This window comes from Actinocorallia aurantiaca, assembly GCF_039533685.1.
Taxonomy (GTDB): Bacteria; Actinomycetota; Actinomycetes; order Streptosporangiales; family Streptosporangiaceae; genus Actinocorallia; species Actinocorallia aurantiaca.
The window spans coordinates 18,602-37,729 of the sequence record NZ_BAAATZ010000042.1; the positions used below are offsets into that span (position 1 = coordinate 18,602).

The window sequence follows — 19,128 nt, forward strand, 5'->3', positions numbered from 1 at the left end:
CTCAGCGGTCGGCCGGAGCGGATCCGTCGTCGTCCTGGGGCCCGGGTTCACCGGGCTCCTCGGCGGGCTGCTCCGGCCGCTTGGCAGCGCGGATCCGGATGCGGCCCGAATCCAGGTCGGGACGGTTGCCGCCGGTGCCCGCCTGCTGGTGGTCGTCCACCCGGCGCAGCTTCTCGGCCTCCTGCTCCTGCAACTGGATCTTCTTCGCGCCGCTGAACGCGGCGTGCAGATCTTCGAAGATCCCGGCGCCGAAACCGGCGCCGGCCTCGCCGTCGCCGCGGAGCGCGCTCATCAGACCCCCGCCCCCGGTGCCCTCCTGGGCCCAATCGGGCACGGCCATCTTGGCTTCGAGCTTGGCCTTCTGGGCCTGCTCGTCGGCCTTCTTCGACCGCTTGCGGCGGCGGAACGGTGACTTCACGAACTCTCCAACGATTCCATGCCCGGGTTTGATCCCGCCGGCCCGGCCGGATTACGCCGGTCCGGGCACGATAGCCGCGGGCCGGAGTCGCCGGAGCCGGATCCAGGAAGACCGGTGCCAAACCACGATAACCTGCGGGACGTGCGTCTCTCCGAACTCATCCAGGTGATCGAGGACCGATTCGACCCGTCCTGGGCGGAGTCCTGGGATGCGGTGGGACTGGTCTGCGGTGATCCCGACGCCGAGATCACCTCGGTGCTGCTCGCCGTCGACCCGACGGCCGCGGTGATCGACGAGGCCCTGTCCGAGGGCGCGCAACTGCTGGTCACCCACCATCCGCTGCTGCTGCGGCCGGTCCACGGGGTGCCCGCCACCACACCCAAGGGAAGGTCGGTCCACCGGCTGATCACGGGGGGATGCGCGCTCTACACCGCGCACACCAACGCCGACGTCGCCGACCCGGGCGTGTCGGACGCGCTGGCCCGCGCCGTGGGCCTGGCCGGGCCGCTGCGCCCGCTCAGCCCGTCCGCCGACGACCCCCGCCGGGGGCTGGGCCGGATCGGCGAGCTGGAGCACACGATCCCGCTGCGGGAGTTCACCGCGCGGATCGCCGCCGGGCTGCCCCGGACGGCCTGGGGCGTCCGGGCCGCCGGAGACCCCGCACGGCCCGTCCGGACGGTCGCCGTGTGCGGGGGAGCCGGCGACTCCCTGATCGAGACGGCCCGCGCCGCGGGCGCCGACGTCTACCTCACCGCGGACCTGCGCCACCATCCGGCCTCGGAGTCGCTGGAGAAGAGCCCGATGGCGCTGGTCGACGCCGCGCACTGGGCCACGGAGTGGCCCTGGCTGGCCGACCTGGCCGCCCTGCTCAGTCCGAATGTGAAGACCAGGATCTCCACGCTGGTCACCGACGCGTGGACCCATGCCGTTGAAGGAGTTCAGTGAAAGCCGCACCCAAAGACCAGCAGCGTCTGCTCGACCTGCAGGAACTGGACTCGAGTCTGGACCGCCTGGCCCACCGCAGACGCCACCTGCCGGAGCTCGCCGAACTGGCGGCCCTGCAGGAGAGGACCGGAGAACTGCGCGACCGCCTCGTCACCGCGGAGACCGACGTCAGCGACCTCGACCGGGAGCAGGCCAAGGCCGAGCAGGACGTCGACCAGGTCCGCGTCCGCGCCGAACGCGACTCCAAGCGCCTCGACTCCGGAATGGTCACCTCCGCCAAGGACCTGGCGAGCCTGCAGTCCGAGCTCGCCTCGCTGCAGCGCAGGCAGGGCGACCTCGAGGAGGTCGTCCTGGAGATCATGGAGCGCCGTGAGGAGGCCGGGGGTCGGGTCACCGCGCTCCGCGCCGAACAGGCCGAGCTCGACGCCGCCCTCGAGGAGGTCAAGGCCCGCAAGGCCGGGGCCGAGCGGGAGATCGACGGTCAGATCGAGCTGACCCGCTCCGCCCGCACCGGGGTCGCCGCCGACATCCCCGCCGACCTGCTGGCACTGTACGAGAAGCTGCGCGACCAGTTCGGCGGGGTCGGCGCCGCCCCCCTGACCCGCGGCCAGTGCCAGGGGTGCCGGCTCGCGCTGAACACCTCCGACCTGAACCGGATCAGGGCCGCGGCCCCCGACGACATCGTCCGCTGCGAGGAGTGCCGCCGCATCCTCGTCCGCACCGCCGAGTCGGGGCTGTGAGCCGCAGGCTGGCCATCGAGGCCGACGGGGGATCCCGGGGCAACCCGGGCCCCGCCGGCTACGGCGCCGTCGTCCGCGACGCCCTCACCGGCGAGGTGCTGGCCGAGGTGGCCGAGTCCATCGGCCGGGCCACCAACAACGTCGCCGAGTACCGCGGCCTCATCGCGGGCCTGCGAGCCGCCCGCGAGCTCGACCCCGAGGCCAGGGTCGAGGCCCGGATGGACTCCAAGCTCGTCGTGGAGCAGATGTCGGGGCGCTGGCAGATCAAGCACCCCGACATGAAGCCCCTGGCGCTGGAGGCGCGCGACATCGCCTCGGGATTCACGTCCGTCGCCTACAAGTGGATCCCGCGCGCCCGCAACTCCCACGCCGACCGCCTGGCCAACGAGGCCATGGACGCCGCCGCCCGCGGCGAGCAGTGGGCGCCCTCGGGGGAGGTCGCGGAGATGTCCCCCAAGACCCAGGCGCCGTCCCCGGAGGCGGCCAAGGCCAAGGCCTGGGTCCCGCCGTCCACCATCCCCACCCGCACCCTGCTGCTCCGCCACGGCCAGACCCCGCTGTCGATCGAGAAGCGGTTCGCCGGCGTCGGCGACACGCCCCTGACCGATCACGGCCACGTCCAGGCGGCGGCCGCCGCCAAGGCACTGGCCGACCGCGGCGTCGACGTGATCGTGTCCTCGCCCCTCCGCCGCGCGCAGGACACCGCCCGCGCCGTCGCGGACGTCATCGGCGCCGAGGTCCGCACCGACGAGGGCTTCCGCGAGACCGACTTCGGCGCCTGGGAGGGCCTGTCGTTCGCCGAGGCGAGATCCCGCTGGCCCGAGGAGCTCTCCGCCTGGCTGGCCGACCCGTCGTGCGCTCCTCCGGGCGGCGAGAGCTTCGCCTCCGTGGCGCAGCGCGTCGCCACGGCCCGCGACAAGCTCCTGGTCCGCCACCGCGAGAAGACCGTCCTGGTCGTCTCGCACGTCACCCCCATCAAGATCATGGTCCAGCAGGCCCTGGAGGCCCCCACCACCACCCTCTACCGCCTCCACCTGGACACCGCCTCCCTGTGCACCGTCGACTGGTACGCCGACGGCCCGGGCGTGGTCCGCTCCTTCAACGAGACCCACTACCTGCCCTGATCCTCCGGCCCGGACGCACGGCGTCCGGGTCTTCTCGCGGCCAGTGATGTAAAGAATCATTGACATGAGGTCCGCTGTTCTTTACCTTGAGGGATGTCAAGGATCTTTTACATGGGGAGACGGGATGTCCTACGAGGAGAGGCGGACGTGGATCTACGCCGCGATCGCGGCCATGGTGCCCGCGGTCTACGCCGTGATCATGCTCGGGCGGCTGGCGGACGCCGGAGCCGCGGAGATCTCCTACGCGCAGCCGCTGCTCGTCGCCATCGGAGCGGGGATGGTCGCGAACTTCCTGGCGGGCATGCTGATCGGGGCGCCCGACCGCAGGGACGAGCGGGACGTCGGCATCTTCCGCCACGGAACGCAGGCCGGGTACTTCGTCCTCGCGGCCGGCGCGGCCGGAGTACTCGCCCTGACGCTGGCGGAGGCGGCGCACTTCTGGATCGCCAACGCCCTCTACCTGGCGTTCATCCTCGACGCGCTCGTCTCCTCCGCCGTGAAGATCGTCGCCTACCGCCGGGGTTTCTGAACATGGGCAAGCCCACCAAGGTCACCAACTCGATCCGCTACCTGCGCTTCACGCACGGGGAGATGACCCAGGCGGACCTCGCCGCCCGCGTCGGAGTGACCCGGCAGACCGTCATCGCCATCGAGCAGGGCCGCTACTCGCCCTCCCTGGAAGTGGCGTTCCAGATCGCCCGGGTGTTCGGCGTGCCGCTCGAGGACGTCTTCCATTACCCCGCCGACAAGCCGTGACTTTTCCGACCACCAGGAGGACATGATGAAAGCGATCGTCTACGACCGGTACGGCCCGCCCGAAGTCCTCCGCGTCGAGGACGTCGAAAGGCCGGTCCCCGGCAGCAAGGAAGTCCTGGTGCGGGTCCACGCGGCGGTCGTCTCGGCGGCGGACGCCACCTTCCGCGCCGGCCGCCCGCTGTACTCGCGCCTGTTCACCGGCCTTCGCGGCCCGAAGAACAGGACACTGGGCTGCGACCTCGCCGGAGAGGTCGCGGAGATCGGCACGGACGTGACCCGCTTCGCCGTAGGGGACCGCGTCGTCGCCGACACCGGCACCGCCCTCGGCGCCCACGCCGAATACGTGCGCCTGCCGGAAGACGGAGCGCTGGCCCCGGCCCCCTCCAACCTCTCCCACACCGAGGCCGCCGCCGTCTGCGACGGCCTGCTGACAGCCCTTCCCTTCCTCAGAGACCGGGCGGCTCTACGAGAAGGCCAGGAGATCCTCGTCAATGGCGCCTCCGGCGGCGTCGGCAAGGCGGCCGTCCAACTCGCCGCCCACTTCGGAGCCCGGGTCACCGGAGTGTGCAGCACTCCCAAACTCGACCTGGTGAAGTCCATGGGCGCCGACGAGGTCATCGATTACACCGCTCAGGACTTCACCCGCACACCCCGAAGCTACGACGTCGTCTTCGACGCGGCCGGCAAAAGCTCCTTCGCCCGCTGCAGCCGCCTGCTGAAGCCCGGCGGCATCTACCTGACGACCGTCCCCTCCCCGGCGATCTTCTTCCACATGTTCCGTCCCTTGAAGTCCAACGGAAGAAGAGCGGCCATCGCCTTCACCGGCCTCCGCCCGGCCCGCGACAGGGCCGACGACCTCCGCTTCCTCACCGAGCTCGCGGAGGCCGGCCACCTGAAGCCGTCCATCGACACCATCCACCCCCCGCACCGCGCAGCCGAAGCCCACCACCGCGCCGAGGCGGGCCAGAAGAAGGGCACCGTCCTCCTCACCCTGGCCCCGGACGCGGCCTGTTGAAGGGCTCCGCCGGCCATCCCCAGCCCCCGGAGTAATGCCCGTCCGCGTCGGCTTCGATAATGCGCTCAGCATCCTGACGCCGGGCGTGATCAAGCTCGACCCACCCCCGGACGGACACGTACATCCCCATACGGATAACCCTAAAGAGGCCGAACCCGGCAGTTCGACCCGCTTACAGGGGAGCACCGCCGAACCCGATCTCATTGCCCTCTGGATCTCGGTAGACGGCCTTGCGTACCCCGTTGGAATAGGTCTCTCGTTTCACGGGGCCGAGCCCCCGCTCCGCGATCCGCGCGAGGAGTCCGTCGAAGTCATCGACGAAGATCGTGTGCATGGCGTGTCCGGCGTGCTCCGGACACCGCTCGATGAACACGGAGCGATGCTCCGCCAGTTCCCAGACGGCTTCCGTGTCACTCGCCACGAACGTCGGCGGGGAGCCCAGCAGCCGTTCGTACCACTCCAAGGCCGCCGCGTAGTCGGAGACCGGAATTCCCGCGTACAAATCGAGAGCCATGGCGAAATCGTAATTCCGGCTGATCGATTACGACCCCGAGATGATCCGGCTCCGGTCGTCAGAAGAGTTGTATCTCCTTGGCCCCGGTCCAGGCCCGGCGCAAACGCCCTCTCGCCGCACTGTCGGTGTTCGGGGTGAGCGTCAGCCCGACTTCCTCGGCGATGCTCTCCGCGACTCGGGGGACCGTGAGCCGATCGGTCTGGATGTGAACGGCGAATTCCGGACGGCTCAACCGCTCCAGACACCGATCGAGCTTCGCCACCGCGAAGCGCTCCAGCCGCAGAGAAGCCTCATTTCCCGCCACGACCCGCACGACGTGCCCGAACCCCCGCCCCCGCCCGCTCAGCCGCCGCAGCACGGTCTCCCGCTCGGCGAGCAGAGTGAAGTGCCGCACGTCATGCCCCCGCTCGCGCAACCACCCCACGGTCTCCTGAAAGTACTCCGGCTCCACCACCGTCATCGGCACGATCACCGTGCCGTCATGCCGGGAGAGCACCAGCTCCAGCACCTCACGCACCCCATGCCGCCAGGCCGAAAGATCCTGGAAGTCCCCCCGCAGCCGTGCGGGCGTCATCCGATGCAACCCGAGCCCGACCTCTTCGGGATCGCAGACGACACTCCCTGAAAGCCTCCGGTGAAGCTCATGCGCCGTCTGGGTCTTCCCGCCCCCGAAAGGCCCATTGATCCAGATCAACATGCCCCGACCCTACGCACGAAGGCCGCGCCCCGACATGAGTATGCCGAAGGCCGGTGCTCGCCTCTCGATCGGGCGGGCAACGGGCACGCCTTCGGACGTCTTGCCATTCGGCGTTCCCGGCTGATCAGCCGGGAACGCCGAATGGCAGATGAAAGCGCTTCACGCGGGGTGGCCTATGGACGCCGCTGACCGTTCCGTTGTCGAAGGGGCCCTGGAGTACGGTGTGCGTGATCGGCTGGCGATCTTCAACCCTCGAGGGATGGACCTGCCCGTGATCCGTCTTCGGAAGAAAGCCCGTGTCGCCCGTGCGTGCCTGATCCTCGCCGCGGTCATCGGTGCGGCCGTCTGCGTCGTATCCAATCCGGAGCCGCCGAAGGACCTCCCCCCGAGCGGTCTGCCGGAGCGCGTCGTGAGTTGGGAGTACCGCGGCACGGTGTGGGCTGAGGATGCCGAACCCGGACTGACGTTTCCCGATGGTGTGACCTTCAAGATGGAGTTCCGGCGCGCGGAGATCAGGGACGGCGAGAGGGCGCGTCTGACCACGCTCGGCGGCCCCGCGGACGAGGGGCACACCTGGACTGTCGATGCCACGGGGAGCGACAACATCTGGGCGGCCGGAAACGAGTCGGTCTGCCACTGGGACGGCCGCTCCTGGAAGACGGTGGCGACCCTCGACAACGTCTGGGACGTGACGACGGGGGGCCCGCAGGACGCGTGGACCCTGTTCCAGGGCAGGGGCGGCACGGTGCTGCGGTGGAAGGACGGCGTGTGGGACGACCTCGGAGGGGCGGGCACCGGACTCATCGACATCGACTCGGAGGCGCCCGGAAGCCTGTGGGCGGTCTCGGAGGACAAGGTGCTCCACCACGACGGAACACGTTGGACCGACCATACGCCCGCGACAGACGCGCACTTCACGAACATCATCGTGGCTGATGACGGAAGCGTGTGGGTCGGTACCGACCGCCCCCATGTGCTCGTCTTCGCCGACGGCGTCTGGTCTCACTCCAAGGTGCCCGTTCCTGTGAAGGTCAAGGACGAGGCGTCGGGCATCGAGGGAGATCCGGACTGGACGATCTGGGGAATGACCATCCTCGACGGCGTCGTCGAGGTCACCGCCTATTGGTTCGACGAACTCGACGGGAGTGACGGCATCTACGACTGGCACGTCTACCGCACGCCCGTGAGCGCCGAGCGCCCGGAATCGCAGCACGGATCCGGCTGAGGGCGTCCCGATCTCCGAGGTCTCCCGCCGACCCGGACCCCGGCCGATCACCACGACCGTCGGTCTGTACGGGCATCTCCTCCCAGAGGCCGGCGACCGGACCCGTGACGCCTTGCGCAATGCCTTCCGGCCCGTGCACTGAATGTGCCTTCTGGCCGATCCGGCATGATCGACAAAGCAGCCCCAGGCCGTTGACCTGGGGCTTCAGCGTGTAAGGGGCGGACGAGTCGGCCTGTAAGCCGGGTTCTGTGCTCCCGCTTTGTGGGAGTGGCGGCCATCCATCTCGGGGCGTCGTTGCCGACGTCCTCCAGCGACCTACCCGCGGACTCGGGCGAGCAGCCCTCGGGCGTCCGCTGTCTGGTCTTGCTCCGGGTGGGGTTTACCTAGCCGCGCGGGTCGCCCCGTGCGCTGGTGAGCTCTTACCTCACCGTTTCACCCTTACCTCTTCGCCTGGGCGAAGGGGCGGTCTGTTCTCTGTGGCACTGTCCCGCGGGTCGCCCCGGGTCGGTGTTGCCGACCACCCTGCTCTGTGGAGCCCGGACTTTCCTCGGCGGGGGACAAGTCCCCCGACGCGGCCGCCCGGCCGGCTCGTCCGCCGTACCTCTCATCCTAGCGGGAGGGGAAAAGCAGAGACGCACGCCCGAAAGGGCGTGCGTCTCCGGTGGATCTCTGAGGGGCCGGGGCCTTTACTTCGAGGGGCTCTTCACCGCGGGGGACTCGGCGGGGCGGTCCGAGGCGGCGGCGAGGACGAACTCCTGGCGGGGCTGCTCGATGCTGCCCAGGGAGACGGTCTCGCGCTTGAAGAAGAGGGCGAGGGTCCAGTCGGCCACGACGCGCACCTTGCGGTTGAAGGTGGGGACGCGGGACAGGTGGTAGGTCCGGTGCATGAACCAGGCGGCCCAGCCGCGCTGCTTGATGCCGTAGACGTGGGCGACGCCCTTGTGGAGGCCGAGGCCCGCCACCGAGCCGACGTAGGCGTGGCGGTAGGGCTTGAGGGACTTGCCGCGCAGCGCCGCGACGAGGTTCTCGGCCAGGATCTTGGCCTGGCGCACCGCGTGCTGGGCGTTGGGGGCGCAGAACTCGCCCTCCTTGGTCAGGTCGGGGATGGCCGCGTTGTCACCGGCGGTGAAGGCGCGGACCGTGCCCTCGATCTGGAGGAACTCGTTGCCCTTGACCCGGCCGCGCTCGTCGACGGGCAGGTCGGTGGACTTGGCGACCGGGTTGGCCTTGGCGCCGGCCGTCCAGACCAGGGTGTTGGTCGGGAAGTTCTCGCCGTCGGACAGCTCGATCTGCTTGTCGATCGCGGAGGTGAGGAACGTCTTCAGCTTGACCTCGATGCCGCGGCCGCGCAGCTGCTCGGCGGTCCACTTGCCCAGCTCGGGGCCGACCTCCGGGAGGATGCGGTCGGACGCCTCCACCATCACCCAGCGCATGTCGTCGGCGCGCAGGTTCGGGTACATCCGGATCGCGTCGCGGGCCATGTCCTCCATCTCGGCCAGGGCCTCGACGCCGGCGAACCCGCCGCCGACCACGACGAAGGTCAGCGCCTTCTTGCGCAGCTCCAGGTCGTCGGTGGAGCTCGCGATGTCCAGCTGGCCCAGGACGTGGTTGCGCAGGTGGATGGCCTCGCCGATGGTCTTGAAACCGATGCCGTTCTCGGCCAGGCCGGGAATCGGGAGGGTGCGCGAGACCGAGCCGGCGGCCATCACCAGGTAGTCGTAGGTGAGGCGCTGCGGCGGGCCCTCGACCGGCTGGATGATCGCCCAGCGCTCGGAGTGGGACAGCTCCGTCACCCGGGCGGTCACGATGTCGACCATCGGCAGGACCCGGCGCAGCGGCACGACGACGTGCCGGGGCGAGAGGTTGCCGGCGGCGGCCTCGGGAAGGAACGGCTGGTAGGTCATGTACGACTGCGGGTCGACGATCGTGACCTTGACCTCCCCGCGCTTCAGCTCGCTCTTCAACTTCTTCTGAAGGCTGAGCGCGGTGTAGAGGCCCACGTAGCCGCCGCCGACGATGAGGATGTGCGGGGCGTCGGGGTTGGCGACGGGCCTTCTGGCCATCTCAGAGCTCCTAGAGTCACTTTGTGAAGACATTCACAATGTAGCGGACATGTACTGCCTGGTCCAAGCCAGAACATCGGAATATTCAAAGAAATTCCTAGAAGGGTAAGATTGGAGCGATCTAGGGGCGTGAACTACGCCACAAGTTTCTGTTCGGCGAAGATCCTGACCCGTCGGCATGACCAAGGTCACACGCCCGGTACGGGAACGGGCCGGCCTGTGGAAGCTGATCCGCGGCCGCGCCGGAGGCCGTAGGGTTGTCCGGCGGGGGCGCCGCCTGCCGCGCCCCCACGTACGATCGTGGCCGGGAGTGCTGATCGAATGAAGATGACCTCGGGACGGGCCACCGTCCTTGGTGCGACCTTGATGTCCCTGCTGTCGGGCTGCGGCGTCGTCGGCAGCGGCTCCGGCGACGGAGGAGAACTGGCGGAGTTCACCGTCAGCAGCTCGGCCTTCGCCGACCTCAAGGACATCCCCGTCCGCTACGCCTGCGCGGCCTATGGCGGCCAGGGCAAGGCGCTGCCGCTCCACTGGTCCGGCGTTCCCGAGGCGAAGGCCTTCGCGATCGTGGTGGACGACCCGGACGCTCGCGGGGGCACCTATATTCACTGGGTGCTCGCAAATCTGGACGGAACCACCGCGGACCTCGTGGAGGCGGCCCTTCCGGACCGCGCCGTCCAGGGGCGCAACTCGGCAGGCCAGGCCTCCTACGCCGCGCCCTGCCCTCCCAAGGGGGAGCGCCACAGATACCGGTACACGGTCTACGCCCTGAAAGAGCAGGTTCCGGCCGATGAGGTGGCCCAGCTCAAGGACTCCCTTCCCGCCATCGCCAAGCGGACCGTCGCGCGAGGGCGGATCACCGGCTATCTGGGGCAGAACCCCGATTCATGAGAGTCGGCGGATCTGTGGCCAAGACAACGGAGATCGTGTGATGGTAGAGGCTCACGAAGGGCGTGGCGCGGGTCATAACGGTCAGGCCATCTCCTCGGGGGTTCCGTCGAGCACATTGGTGGGAAGCGGGACACCCGGCGCACGCCGGACGATAATCGGGACAGGGCTTTTCGGAGCGAGGCCGGACCTCGTCGCCGGTCCGAGGCATGGGGTGGAGCGATGATATTGGTCGTTGTTGGCGGTCTGCTGTTGCTGGTCGCCCTCATCGTGGTGCTCGTCGTCATGGGAATGCGCGCGGGCAGGGAGAACGATGACGACGACTGGATGAGCGACGAGCCGCAGCCGCGCGGCCGCCGCTCCGGCGACGAGGAGGGGGACGCCGCCGACCGCAGGGTCGCCGGCGGGCCGCTCTCCGCGCCCACGGCCGCCGCGCCCGCCGAGCCCCGCCGCGGCAAGAAGAAGTCCGAGCAGATGGGCGACGACGACTACTGGGCGACGATCACCTTCGACAAGCCCAAGTTCCCCTGGCAGCAGGAAGGCGCCAACGCCGCCGCCGATCAGCCCTCGGCGTCCGACCCCCTGCAGGGGTCCGAGCCGGAGCCGGCGCAGGCCGCCGCCGGGCAGGACGGGTACGCCGACGACTACAACGACCAGTACGGCACCGAGCAGCAGTACGGCAACGAGCAGTACGCCAATGACCAGTACGGCAACGAGCAGTACGCCAACGGCCAGTACGGCACCGAGCAGCAGTACGGCAATGAGCAGTACGCCAACGGCCAGTACGCCAACGGCCAGTACGGTGACGACTACTACGCCGACCAGGGCGACCAGCAGGCGTCCGGCGGCTACGAGCCGGAGCCCGTCGCGCGGGACTGGCAGGTCGACGAGCCGCTGACCAGGTTCGACCAGCCCGTCGTCCGGGACTTCGACCCGCCCTACGAGCAGCAGCAGCCCGCGTACGACCAGCCCGTCGTCTACGACCAGCCGGCGGCCTACGACCAGCCCGCGTACGACCAGCCCGCCGTGTACGACCAGCCGGCGGCCTACGACCAGCCACGCCCGGCCGCGCCCCAGCCCGACCCCCTGGGCCTGCCGGATCCGTTCGCCCGTCCCGCCGCGGCCCGCGCGGAGGGTCGTGACCCGGAGGCCACCCAGGCCTACTCGATCGGCACGCCCCTGAGCGGTCCGCTGGGCGGCGCTCCCTTCAACCAGAACCCGCTGGGCACCGGCCCCCAGGGCGCCAACCCCCTCAGCACCGGTCCGCAGGGCGCGGGCCCGCTCGCCGGAGGCCCCCTCGGCACCGGTCCGCAGCGGGGCAACCCCCTGAGCACGGGTCCCCTCGGCGGCGGTCCGCTGGGCCAGCCGTCCTCCCCGTTGACCTCGGGTCCGTTGAGCACCGGCCCGTCGTCGCCCCCGTTGACGCCTCCGCTGGGCGGCGCCCCCTCCTACGGAGGCCAGCCGGAGCCGCAGCCGGCCACGGACACCGACGGCAACCGCCTGCCGACCGTCGACGAACTGCTCCAGCGCATCCAGGCCGACCGGCGCAAGCCCGAACCGTCCTCGCCGTCGTCCTACAGCGGCTCGGCCCCGTTGAGCGACCCGCTCAACGACCCGCTGAACTCGTCGGAGGGGGAGTACGGCTCCGGTTGGCAGTCCTCGCCACCGCGCTACGACGACCCGCTGAGCGGCGGTTCCTCCTATGGCTCGTCCTACGGATCCGAGCAGGGCTACCCGACGGCTCCCGCCTACGGCGGCGAGTCGGCTCCCCGCTACGACGACTCGCCGGGCGGGTACGGAAGCCAGCAGGCCTCCTCGTCCTACGGCTCGTACCAGCAGGGCCAGGACTCCGGCGAGGCGGGCCGCTACGGCGACTTCAGCGGCACCAGCTTCCCGGGTTCCGAAGGCGACCAGAACACCCCTTACAGCGCCCCTCCGGCGGAGCAGCAGCCCTATGGGAGCCAGTACGGCGACCAGCCGGCTCCGCGCTCTACCGAGGAATGGGACAGCTATCGGGATTACCGTCACTGATTTGACCCTCGGTGACCCTCAGCCTGTGATTCGATACGGAGTGTGACCTTCGAACCACAGGCTGTAGTGAAACGTTTTCTCGCGCCCGGACGGGATGTACCCGCCTCGTTCGTGGTCTTCCTGGTGGCGATGCCGTTGTCGCTGGGGATCGCGGTGGCCTCGGGCGCTCCGGTGGAGGCCGGGCTGATCGCGGCGATCGTCGGGGGCATCGTCGTGGGCGTGCTCGGCGGTTCGCCGCTGCAGGTCAGCGGTCCGGCCGCCGGCCTCACCGTGATCGTCGCCTCGATGATCGAGACCTATGGCTGGCGGGCGACCTGCGCCATCACCATGTGCGCCGGCCTCCTGCAGATAGGGCTGGGCGCCTGCCGGGTGGCGCGGACGGCGCTGGCGGTGTCCCCCGCGGTGGTGCACGGCATGCTGGCGGGCGTCGGCGTGGTGCTGATCCTCTCGCAGCTGCACATCGTCCTGGGCGGCAGCCCGCAGCACTCGGCCCTGGCCAATCTGACGGACCTGCCCCGGCAGATCCTGAGCCAGCACTCGCTGGCGGTGTTCCTGGGAGTGCTGACCATCGCGGTGCTGCTGCTCTGGGAGCGCAGCCCGTGGCGGCGGGTGCCGGCGCCGCTGGTGGCGGTGGCGACGGCGACGGCGGTGGCCTGGTTCGGCGGGTTCGACGTTCCGCGCGTCGACCTGCCGGAGAGCCTGCTCGTGCACTGGGGCCCTCCTTCGCTCCCGCAGGTCCGGATACAGGACCTGGTGGGCGCGGTCGTCGCGGTGGCCCTGGTCGCCGGGGTGGAGTCCCTGCTGTGCAGCGTCGCGGTGGACAGGATGCGCCCGGTGGGGGTGCCGCGCAGCGATCTGGACCGGGAACTGGTCGGCCAGGGCGCGGGCAACTTCGTCTCCGGCCTCCTCGGCGGCCTGCCGGTCGCCGGGGTGGTGGTCCGCAGCACCACGAACGTGCGGGCGGGCGCGCTGACCCGGGGCTCGACGGTGCTGCACGGCGCCTGGGTGCTGGTCCTGGCCCTGTCCTGCGGGGCGGTGCTGGAGCGGATCCCGCTGTCGGCGCTGGCGGCCCTGCTGGTGGCGCTGGGCCTGCGGATGATCGACCGTTCGCACCTGCGGGGCCTGCGCCCGCACCGGGAGACCCTGACCTACTGGGTGACCATGGGCGGCGTCGTCGTCCTGGGCCTGGGCGAGGGGGTCCTGGTGGGCGTGGGGCTGGCCGCGTGCCTGGCGCTGCGGCGGCTCACCCGGGTCTCGGTGCGCACCGAGCAGCGCGACGGCCGGTGGCACGTGGTGGTCGAGGGCTCGCTGACGTTCCTGGGCGTACCGAAGCTCACGGCCGCGCTCGCCGAGGTCCCGCCGGGGGCTCCCGTGGATCTCGACCTCGATGTTGACTTCATGGACAATGCGGCTTTTGACGCTATCCATACCTGGCGCGTTTCGCACGAACGGCTTGGAGGTAGAGTCGACATCGATGAGATCCACGAATCCTGGTATGAGAGTGCGATGACCGGAGAGTCCTCCCCGCCGCGTAAATCAGCAGGTTCCTCCCGTTGGTGGGCGCCGTGGGCGAACCGTAACCGAAGCCAACTCGAGCCCCTCGAAGAGGCGTCTCCCCGCGAGATCCTGCTGGCAGGGGTACGTGAGTACCACGGAAGTACCGCCCGGCTGGTCCGGCCGATCATGGCGGAACTCTCCATGGCGCAGACTCCTGACCACCTTTTCATCACATGCGTTGATTCCCGAGTAGTGCCCAATCTCATCACGGCCAGCGGGCCTGGTGATCTTTTCATCACGCGAAACGTGGGGAACCTCGTCCCCCGTTATGGGGCCCGCGTTCCCGACGACTCGGTGATGGCGTCCGTCGAATACGCGACCTCCGTCCTGAACGTCAGGACGATCACGGTCTGCGGCCACTCCATGTGCGGCGCCATGGCCGGCGTGCTGGCGGGCGGCAGCGAGACCGAACACCTGCCCCAGCTGTCGAACTGGCTCAAGCACGCCAACCACAGCCTCGACAGGTTCCTGCACCAGCCGGGGCCCGAGGGCCCGGAGACGCCGCTGGCCCGGCTCTGCCAGGTCAACGTCATGCAGCAGCTCGAGAACCTGCTCACCTACCCGTGGCTGAAGCGCCGCGTGGAGCTGGGCGAACTGGAGCTGGTCGGCATGTACCTGGATCTGGCGACGGCGAAGGTGCACATCCTCGACCCCGAGCAGAGCCGGTTCCTCACCGTCCCCGACTCGGTCGGCCCGCCGGGGGACAGGCCCGCGCGATCCGGTGACAAGTCGCAGGGGGCGACGGCCTCTCCCGCCTGACGCGGGAGCCGCCCGCGAGGACGGAGGCCTCGGTGCCGCAGGAGAACGAAGACGAGGGCCGTCCGGTGAGAACCGGACGGCCCTCGGCCGTGCGCGCCGTCGAAGAGGCCGGAGCGGGGTTCACTCCGCCGGAGGCGGAGGCGGATCCAGCAGGAACGGTGTGATCCAGGCGGGGTTGACGGAGGAGGACAGGCGCAGCGCGTCCTCCTCGGAGAGGTCCAGCGCGTCGTAGCCGCCCTCGCCCGCGCCGACGGCGACGGTCAGGGTGGTCAGTCCGCTGCGGCGCTGGAAGAGGGACTGGCGGAAGCGCCAGCCGACGACGGCCCGGTGTTCGATGACCTGCTGGTTGCGGACGAGGGAGCCCGAACGCACCGACAGGAGGCCGCCGTCCGAGGCGTGGCCGAGCTGGGCGTAGCGGTCCAGGGCGAGCGGGACGGCGGCGACGGCGGCGACGGCCGCCGCGACGGCGAGCCACAGCGGGCCGGTGACGATCGACAGGACGGAGACCGCGAGGGGCGGCAGGATCGCGCGGATGAGCCTGCGGTTGAGGGCCGCCCTCGGGTGGCGGGTCAGCGGCTCCTTGAACCGGCCGACGACCTCTTCCGTCACGTTCAGGACCACGTCCTTCGGAGCGGTGGGCAGCAGCCGCCCGCGGTGCTCCGCGTCGCCCAGGCCGGTGACGAGAGCGGTCAGGCGGGCCACCTTCTTACGACGCTCCAGGGGATTGTCGCGTAGCTCGACACCGCGTATACGGCGGCGTTCTAGCGTCACGCTGCGCCGCGTCACCAGGCCCCGTTCGGCCACGAGCGAGCCTTTCTCGTCCTCTCCCGGCACCGCGCGCAGCGTGAAATCCCAGTTGAACCAGGTGAAGACGAGGACGGACGCGACGGGCATCGCCAGCGCCAGCAGCAGCAGGGTGACGACCCCCAGGATCGGGGGGAGCCCCACGACCCTGTCCCCCAGATGGGAGAGCGTGCCCCGGGAGACCAGGCCGAACTCGTTGTTCAGGTTGTAGAGGGTGCCGAGCAGGCTTCCGAGGAGGGCGAACGGCGTCAGCAGGTAGGCGCCGCTGAGCGGGGCGTACCGGTACCAGCTGGGGTCGGCGCGGGCGATGATCTGCTCCGGCGACGGCTTCGCCCCCTGCCCCAGCAGCAGCTCCCGCAGCCGTGCCGCCTCCCGGCGGGACACCGCGTTCAGGACGCCCTCGTCGCCGCCCGCCGCCGCGTCGATGCGGACGACGACCAGGCCCAGCACCCGGTGGAGGAAGCCGGCGGTGATGTCGACGCCCCGGACGCGCTCGATGGGGATCGTCTTCACCGATCTGGCGATGAGCTGGTGGCGCAGTTCGATGCGGTCGTCGGCGACCGTGTAGGTGAACGTCCACCAGCGGACGATCTGGTGGATCAGGCCGAAGCCGAGGGCGGCCGCCGCGAAGTAGAGCCCCACCCCGCCCTCGCTGACGAGCAGGGCCGTGACGGCCACCGCGAGCAGCGCGAGCGTCTCGCGGAGCGCCCCGACGATCCAGGTGAGCGGGCTGAGCCGCCGCGGCGCGTCCGCGGGGAGCCGCCGGGGGCCGCTCATGTGGCGTCGTCGCGCAGGGCGTGGGCGCGGTGCGCCAGTTCGGCGGCGAGGGAGGTGGCGGTCGGCAGGGGCAGGCCGGAGAGCTCCGAGGAGCCCTCGTGGGAGGCGGTGCTGATCCGCAGGGTGGCCAGGCGGAGCAGGCGCTCCAGCCAGTTCTGCTGGGCGTCGACCGTCTGGATGCGGCTGACCGGCACCAGCAGCCACTGCCGCTGCAGCGCCCCGATCCGGAGGTAGACCACGTCGGAGCTGATCTCCCACCGGTGGACCCGGTAGCGCCAGTAGGGGATGGTCAGGACGGACAGGGCCGTCACCGCGACGGCCAGCCAGGGCAGCCAGGGGAACCGCCAGGCCCAGTCGGCCCTGGCGGCCCAGCCGTTCAGCGCGAAGGCGCAGCCTGTCAGCACCGCGCCGCCGATCAGCAGTTCGACCGCCCACTTGGCCATCGCGCGGGCCGACACCCGGTGCGCGGGAGGCCTCAACCGCGAGTTCACACAGATCACCCTATGCGGCGGGAGGCTCGGTCCTCCGGAATGTCAGACCCCCGGCGTACCGTTCGTGTTGTGGCCGGGGTCACTCCGGCCATGGACGACCGCGGGCGGCGGCACCGTGCCGATGCTCCGCGGACGGACCCGAGACACGCCGTCGGCGTGCCGAGGGGCCCGTGGAAAACCGATGGCGCGAGGAAGGGCCGTCCGCCTACCGTGACCCGGTCGGGCATGCCGCCTCACGAGACCACGGATCGAGGAGATCTACCGATGACCTACGCGATCCAGGCCGAGGGCCTGGTGAAGCGCTTCGGTGAGACCCTGGCACTGGACGGGGTGAGCCTCGCTGTACCTCCGGGGCGGGTCCTGGGAGTGCTGGGGCCCAACGGAGCGGGGAAGACGACGACGGTCAGGGTGCTGGCCACCCTGATCAGGCCGGACGAGGGCCGCGCCACGGTGGGCGGCCACGACGTGGTCGCCGAGGGGCACCGGGTACGGCGGCTCATCGGGCTCACCGGCCAGTACGCCGGAGTCGACGAGATGCTCACCGGCACCGAGAACCTCGTGCTCATCGGGCGGCTGCTCGGGCTGAGCCGGGCCGGGGCCAAGGCCCGCGCCGCCGAGCTGCTGCGGCGGTTCGAGCTGTGGGACGCCCGGGACAGGGCCGCCAAGACGTTCTCCGGGGGGATGCGGCGGCGGCTGGACCTCGCGGCCTCGCTGGTGGGCCACCCCTCGATCCTCTATCTGGACGAGCCGACCACCGGCCTGGACCCGCGCAGCCGCAACGGCCTGTGGGACATGGTCCGCGGGCTCACCGACGACGGCGTCACCGTGCTGCTCACCACCCAGTACCTGGAGGAGGCCGACCGGCTCGCCGACGAGATCGTGGTCATCGACCACGGCCGGGTGATCGCTGAGGGCACCTCCGACCAGCTCAAGGCCCAGACGAGCGGGCAGGTGCTGGAGCTGCGGCCGGCGCACGAGTCGGAGGTCGGCAAGGCGGCGCTGGTCGTGGCCGAGCTGCTCGGCGTCGCCCCCGAGGTGAACCAGGGCCTCTTGTCCGTGCCGGTCGCCGACCCCGCCGCGATGCCCGCGGTGGTGCGGGTGCTGGACGACGCCGGGGTGCTGGTGAGTGAGCTGTCATTGCGCAAGGCCAGCCTCGACGAGGTCTTCTTCGCCCTCACCGGCCACCGCGCCGAGGACGACGAGACCTCTCCCGACTCAGGAAAGGAGGAGGCGGCGGTATGACCGCAGTGACCTCACTCCCGCAGGCGGACGCCCTTCCCAGGAAGGTCACGCCGGTCACCGCCCTGCGCAACGTGCTGACCCTGGCCTGGCGCGGGCTGGTGCAGATCAAGCACAACCCGATGGAGCTGGTGGACCTCAGCATCCAGCCCATCATGTTCGTGCTGCTGTTCGCCTACGTGTTCGGCCCGTCGATCTCGGGCAGCGTCGCCGACTACCTGCCGATCGTCATCCCCGGCATCATCGCGCAGAACGCGTTGTTCGCCTCGATGAGCACGGGTTTCGGACTCAACGTCGACATCACCAAGGGAGTCTTCGACAGGTTCCGCAGCCTGCCGATCGCCCGCACGGCCCCGCTGCTCGGCCGGATCCTCGCGGACGTGGTGAAGCAGGCATGGTCGATGCTGATCGTCCTGGCGGTGGGCATCGCCATCGGCTTCCGGATCGAGACGGGCGTGACGGGGGTGCTCGGAGCCTTCCTCCTGCTGCTGGCCTTCACCCTGATGTTCGCCTGGATCACGGTGCTGGTCGGCCTCGTCGCCAGCGATCCGGAGAAGGTCCAGGTCTTCGGCTTCACCGCGATCTTCCCGCTGACCTTCCTCAGCAACGCCTTCGTGGTCCCCGCCGAGGGCAGCCCCGAGTGGTTGAAGACCTTCATGATCGATATCAACCCGCTCTCGCAGCTCGTCAGCGCCCTCCGCGGGCTGCTGGTGGGCGGTCCGGTCCTGGAGCACGCCGCGATCGCCCTGGCCTGGGGCGCAGCCATCGCCGTCGTCTTCATCCCGCTCTGCCTCCGCGCCTTCCGCCTCAGGGTCTGACCGCAGAACGCCCGACCGGGAAGAGCCCACCGCGAAAGCCCCGGCACCCGCCGGGGCTTTCGCCTTGTCCGGTCGGCCCGGGAGACGGGGGACGGGGGACCGGGGGAAAAAGAAAACCCCGGCCGTGGCCGGGGTTCTCACGGGTGGGGATCAGTCGGGGCGGCGGGCGCCGAACATGATCTCGTCCCAGGAGGGAACGCTGGCCCGGCGGTTGCGGGCCGGGCGTTTGCGGGGACGGGGCTCGGCCTTGGCCGGGGGGGGCGGTGC

The 19,128-nt window shown here is 70.4% G+C and carries 18 protein-coding genes and 1 other RNA gene; 12 read left to right on the plus strand and 7 right to left on the minus strand.

Annotation, left to right across the window (positions count from 1 at the left end; all coding sequences use genetic code 11):
* Nucleotide 1 precedes the first annotated feature (1 nt).
* Entirely contained in the window at nt 2–418 is a 417-nt protein-coding gene (locus ABD327_RS36655; protein ID WP_344458199.1) for a DUF6191 domain-containing protein, read from the minus strand.
* 141 nt (nt 419–559) lie between these two features.
* Here ABD327_RS36655 and ABD327_RS36660 point away from each other — a divergent pair, with 141 nt between their 5' ends.
* From ABD327_RS36660 to ABD327_RS36685, 6 genes are all read left to right on the plus strand, one after another.
* Nucleotides 560–1,363: a Nif3-like dinuclear metal center hexameric protein gene (locus ABD327_RS36660; protein WP_344458202.1), complete on the plus strand. Its 804-nt coding sequence runs from the start codon at nt 560–562 to the stop codon at nt 1,361–1,363.
* The gene (locus tag ABD327_RS36665) at nt 1,360–2,103 is read left to right on the plus strand and encodes a zinc ribbon domain-containing protein (RefSeq protein ID WP_344458204.1); all 744 of its coding nucleotides are present in this window, start codon (nt 1,360–1,362) and stop codon (nt 2,101–2,103) included. The genes ABD327_RS36660 and ABD327_RS36665 overlap by 4 nt, the downstream gene beginning before the upstream one ends.
* Nucleotides 2,100–3,227 (plus strand): bifunctional RNase H/acid phosphatase, encoded by a 1,128-nt coding sequence (locus tag ABD327_RS36670; RefSeq protein WP_344458207.1) that lies wholly within the window; start codon nt 2,100–2,102, stop codon nt 3,225–3,227. The genes ABD327_RS36665 and ABD327_RS36670 overlap by 4 nt, the downstream gene beginning before the upstream one ends.
* A 124-nt stretch (nt 3,228–3,351) precedes the next feature.
* The gene (locus ABD327_RS36675; protein ID WP_344458209.1) at nt 3,352–3,756 is read left to right on the plus strand and encodes a hypothetical protein; all 405 of its coding nucleotides are present in this window, start codon (nt 3,352–3,354) and stop codon (nt 3,754–3,756) included.
* Between the two features lie 2 nt (nt 3,757–3,758).
* Nucleotides 3,759–3,983 (plus strand): helix-turn-helix transcriptional regulator, encoded by a 225-nt coding sequence (locus tag ABD327_RS36680; RefSeq protein WP_344458211.1) that lies wholly within the window; start codon nt 3,759–3,761, stop codon nt 3,981–3,983.
* Between the two features lie 25 nt (nt 3,984–4,008).
* Nucleotides 4,009–4,998: an NAD(P)-dependent alcohol dehydrogenase gene (locus ABD327_RS36685; protein ID WP_344458213.1), complete on the plus strand. Its 990-nt coding sequence runs from the start codon at nt 4,009–4,011 to the stop codon at nt 4,996–4,998.
* Between the two features lie 172 nt (nt 4,999–5,170).
* Here the strand turns inward: ABD327_RS36685 and ABD327_RS36690 are convergent, their stop codons facing one another.
* Nucleotides 5,171–5,512: a VOC family protein gene (locus tag ABD327_RS36690; protein WP_344458215.1), complete on the minus strand. Its 342-nt coding sequence runs from the start codon at nt 5,510–5,512 to the stop codon at nt 5,171–5,173.
* A gap of 58 nt (nt 5,513–5,570) precedes the next feature.
* Nucleotides 5,571–6,209, minus strand: coding sequence for an AAA family ATPase (locus ABD327_RS36695; RefSeq protein ID WP_344458217.1), 639 nt, complete (start codon nt 6,207–6,209; stop codon nt 5,571–5,573).
* A gap of 478 nt (nt 6,210–6,687) precedes the next feature.
* Here ABD327_RS36695 and ABD327_RS36700 point away from each other — a divergent pair, with 478 nt between their 5' ends.
* A complete protein-coding gene (locus tag ABD327_RS36700; RefSeq protein WP_344458219.1) occupies nt 6,688–7,434 on the plus strand; it encodes a beta propeller repeat protein in 747 nt (248 codons plus the stop codon).
* A gap of 219 nt (nt 7,435–7,653) precedes the next feature.
* On the opposite strand, the gene rnpB is transcribed toward ABD327_RS36700, so the two are convergent.
* Together rnpB and ABD327_RS36710 are read right to left on the minus strand one after the other, a co-directional pair.
* Nucleotides 7,654–8,025, minus strand: an RNA gene (gene rnpB, locus ABD327_RS36705) — RNase P RNA component class A.
* Nucleotides 8,026–8,120: 95 nt separating this feature from the next.
* Nucleotides 8,121–9,497: an NAD(P)/FAD-dependent oxidoreductase gene (locus ABD327_RS36710; RefSeq protein ID WP_344458221.1), complete on the minus strand. Its 1,377-nt coding sequence runs from the start codon at nt 9,495–9,497 to the stop codon at nt 8,121–8,123.
* Nucleotides 9,498–9,818: 321 nt separating this feature from the next.
* On the opposite strand from ABD327_RS36710, the gene ABD327_RS36715 reads away from it, so the two are divergent.
* From ABD327_RS36715 to ABD327_RS36725, 3 genes are all read left to right on the plus strand, one after another.
* Entirely contained in the window at nt 9,819–10,388 is a 570-nt protein-coding gene (locus ABD327_RS36715) for a YbhB/YbcL family Raf kinase inhibitor-like protein (RefSeq protein ID WP_344458223.1), read from the plus strand.
* 219 nt (nt 10,389–10,607) lie between these two features.
* Entirely contained in the window at nt 10,608–12,416 is a 1,809-nt protein-coding gene (locus ABD327_RS36720; RefSeq protein WP_344458225.1) for a hypothetical protein, read from the plus strand.
* Between the two features lie 66 nt (nt 12,417–12,482).
* Nucleotides 12,483–14,732 (plus strand): SulP family inorganic anion transporter, encoded by a 2,250-nt coding sequence (locus tag ABD327_RS36725; RefSeq protein ID WP_344458227.1) that lies wholly within the window; start codon nt 12,483–12,485, stop codon nt 14,730–14,732.
* A gap of 120 nt (nt 14,733–14,852) precedes the next feature.
* On the opposite strand, the gene ABD327_RS36730 is transcribed toward ABD327_RS36725, so the two are convergent.
* Nucleotides 14,853–16,313 carry a PH domain-containing protein gene (locus tag ABD327_RS36730; RefSeq protein WP_344458230.1) on the minus strand — a complete coding sequence of 487 codons (1,461 nt, stop codon included), beginning with the start codon at nt 16,311–16,313 and terminating at the stop codon, nt 14,853–14,855.
* Nucleotides 16,310–16,804 (minus strand): PH domain-containing protein, encoded by a 495-nt coding sequence (locus ABD327_RS36735; RefSeq protein ID WP_344458234.1) that lies wholly within the window; start codon nt 16,802–16,804, stop codon nt 16,310–16,312. Before ABD327_RS36735 ends, ABD327_RS36730 begins: the two co-directional genes overlap by 4 nt.
* Before the next feature lie 264 nt (nt 16,805–17,068).
* Here ABD327_RS36735 and ABD327_RS36740 point away from each other — a divergent pair, with 264 nt between their 5' ends.
* Together ABD327_RS36740 and ABD327_RS36745 are read left to right on the plus strand one after the other, a co-directional pair.
* Complete coding sequence (locus ABD327_RS36740) at nt 17,069–18,046, plus strand: ATP-binding cassette domain-containing protein (protein WP_344458237.1); 978 nt, start codon at nt 17,069–17,071, stop codon at nt 18,044–18,046.
* The gene (locus tag ABD327_RS36745) at nt 18,043–18,861 is read left to right on the plus strand and encodes an ABC transporter permease (RefSeq protein ID WP_344458239.1); all 819 of its coding nucleotides are present in this window, start codon (nt 18,043–18,045) and stop codon (nt 18,859–18,861) included. Before ABD327_RS36740 ends, ABD327_RS36745 begins: the two co-directional genes overlap by 4 nt.
* The last annotated feature ends 267 nt before the right edge of the window (nt 18,862–19,128 follow it).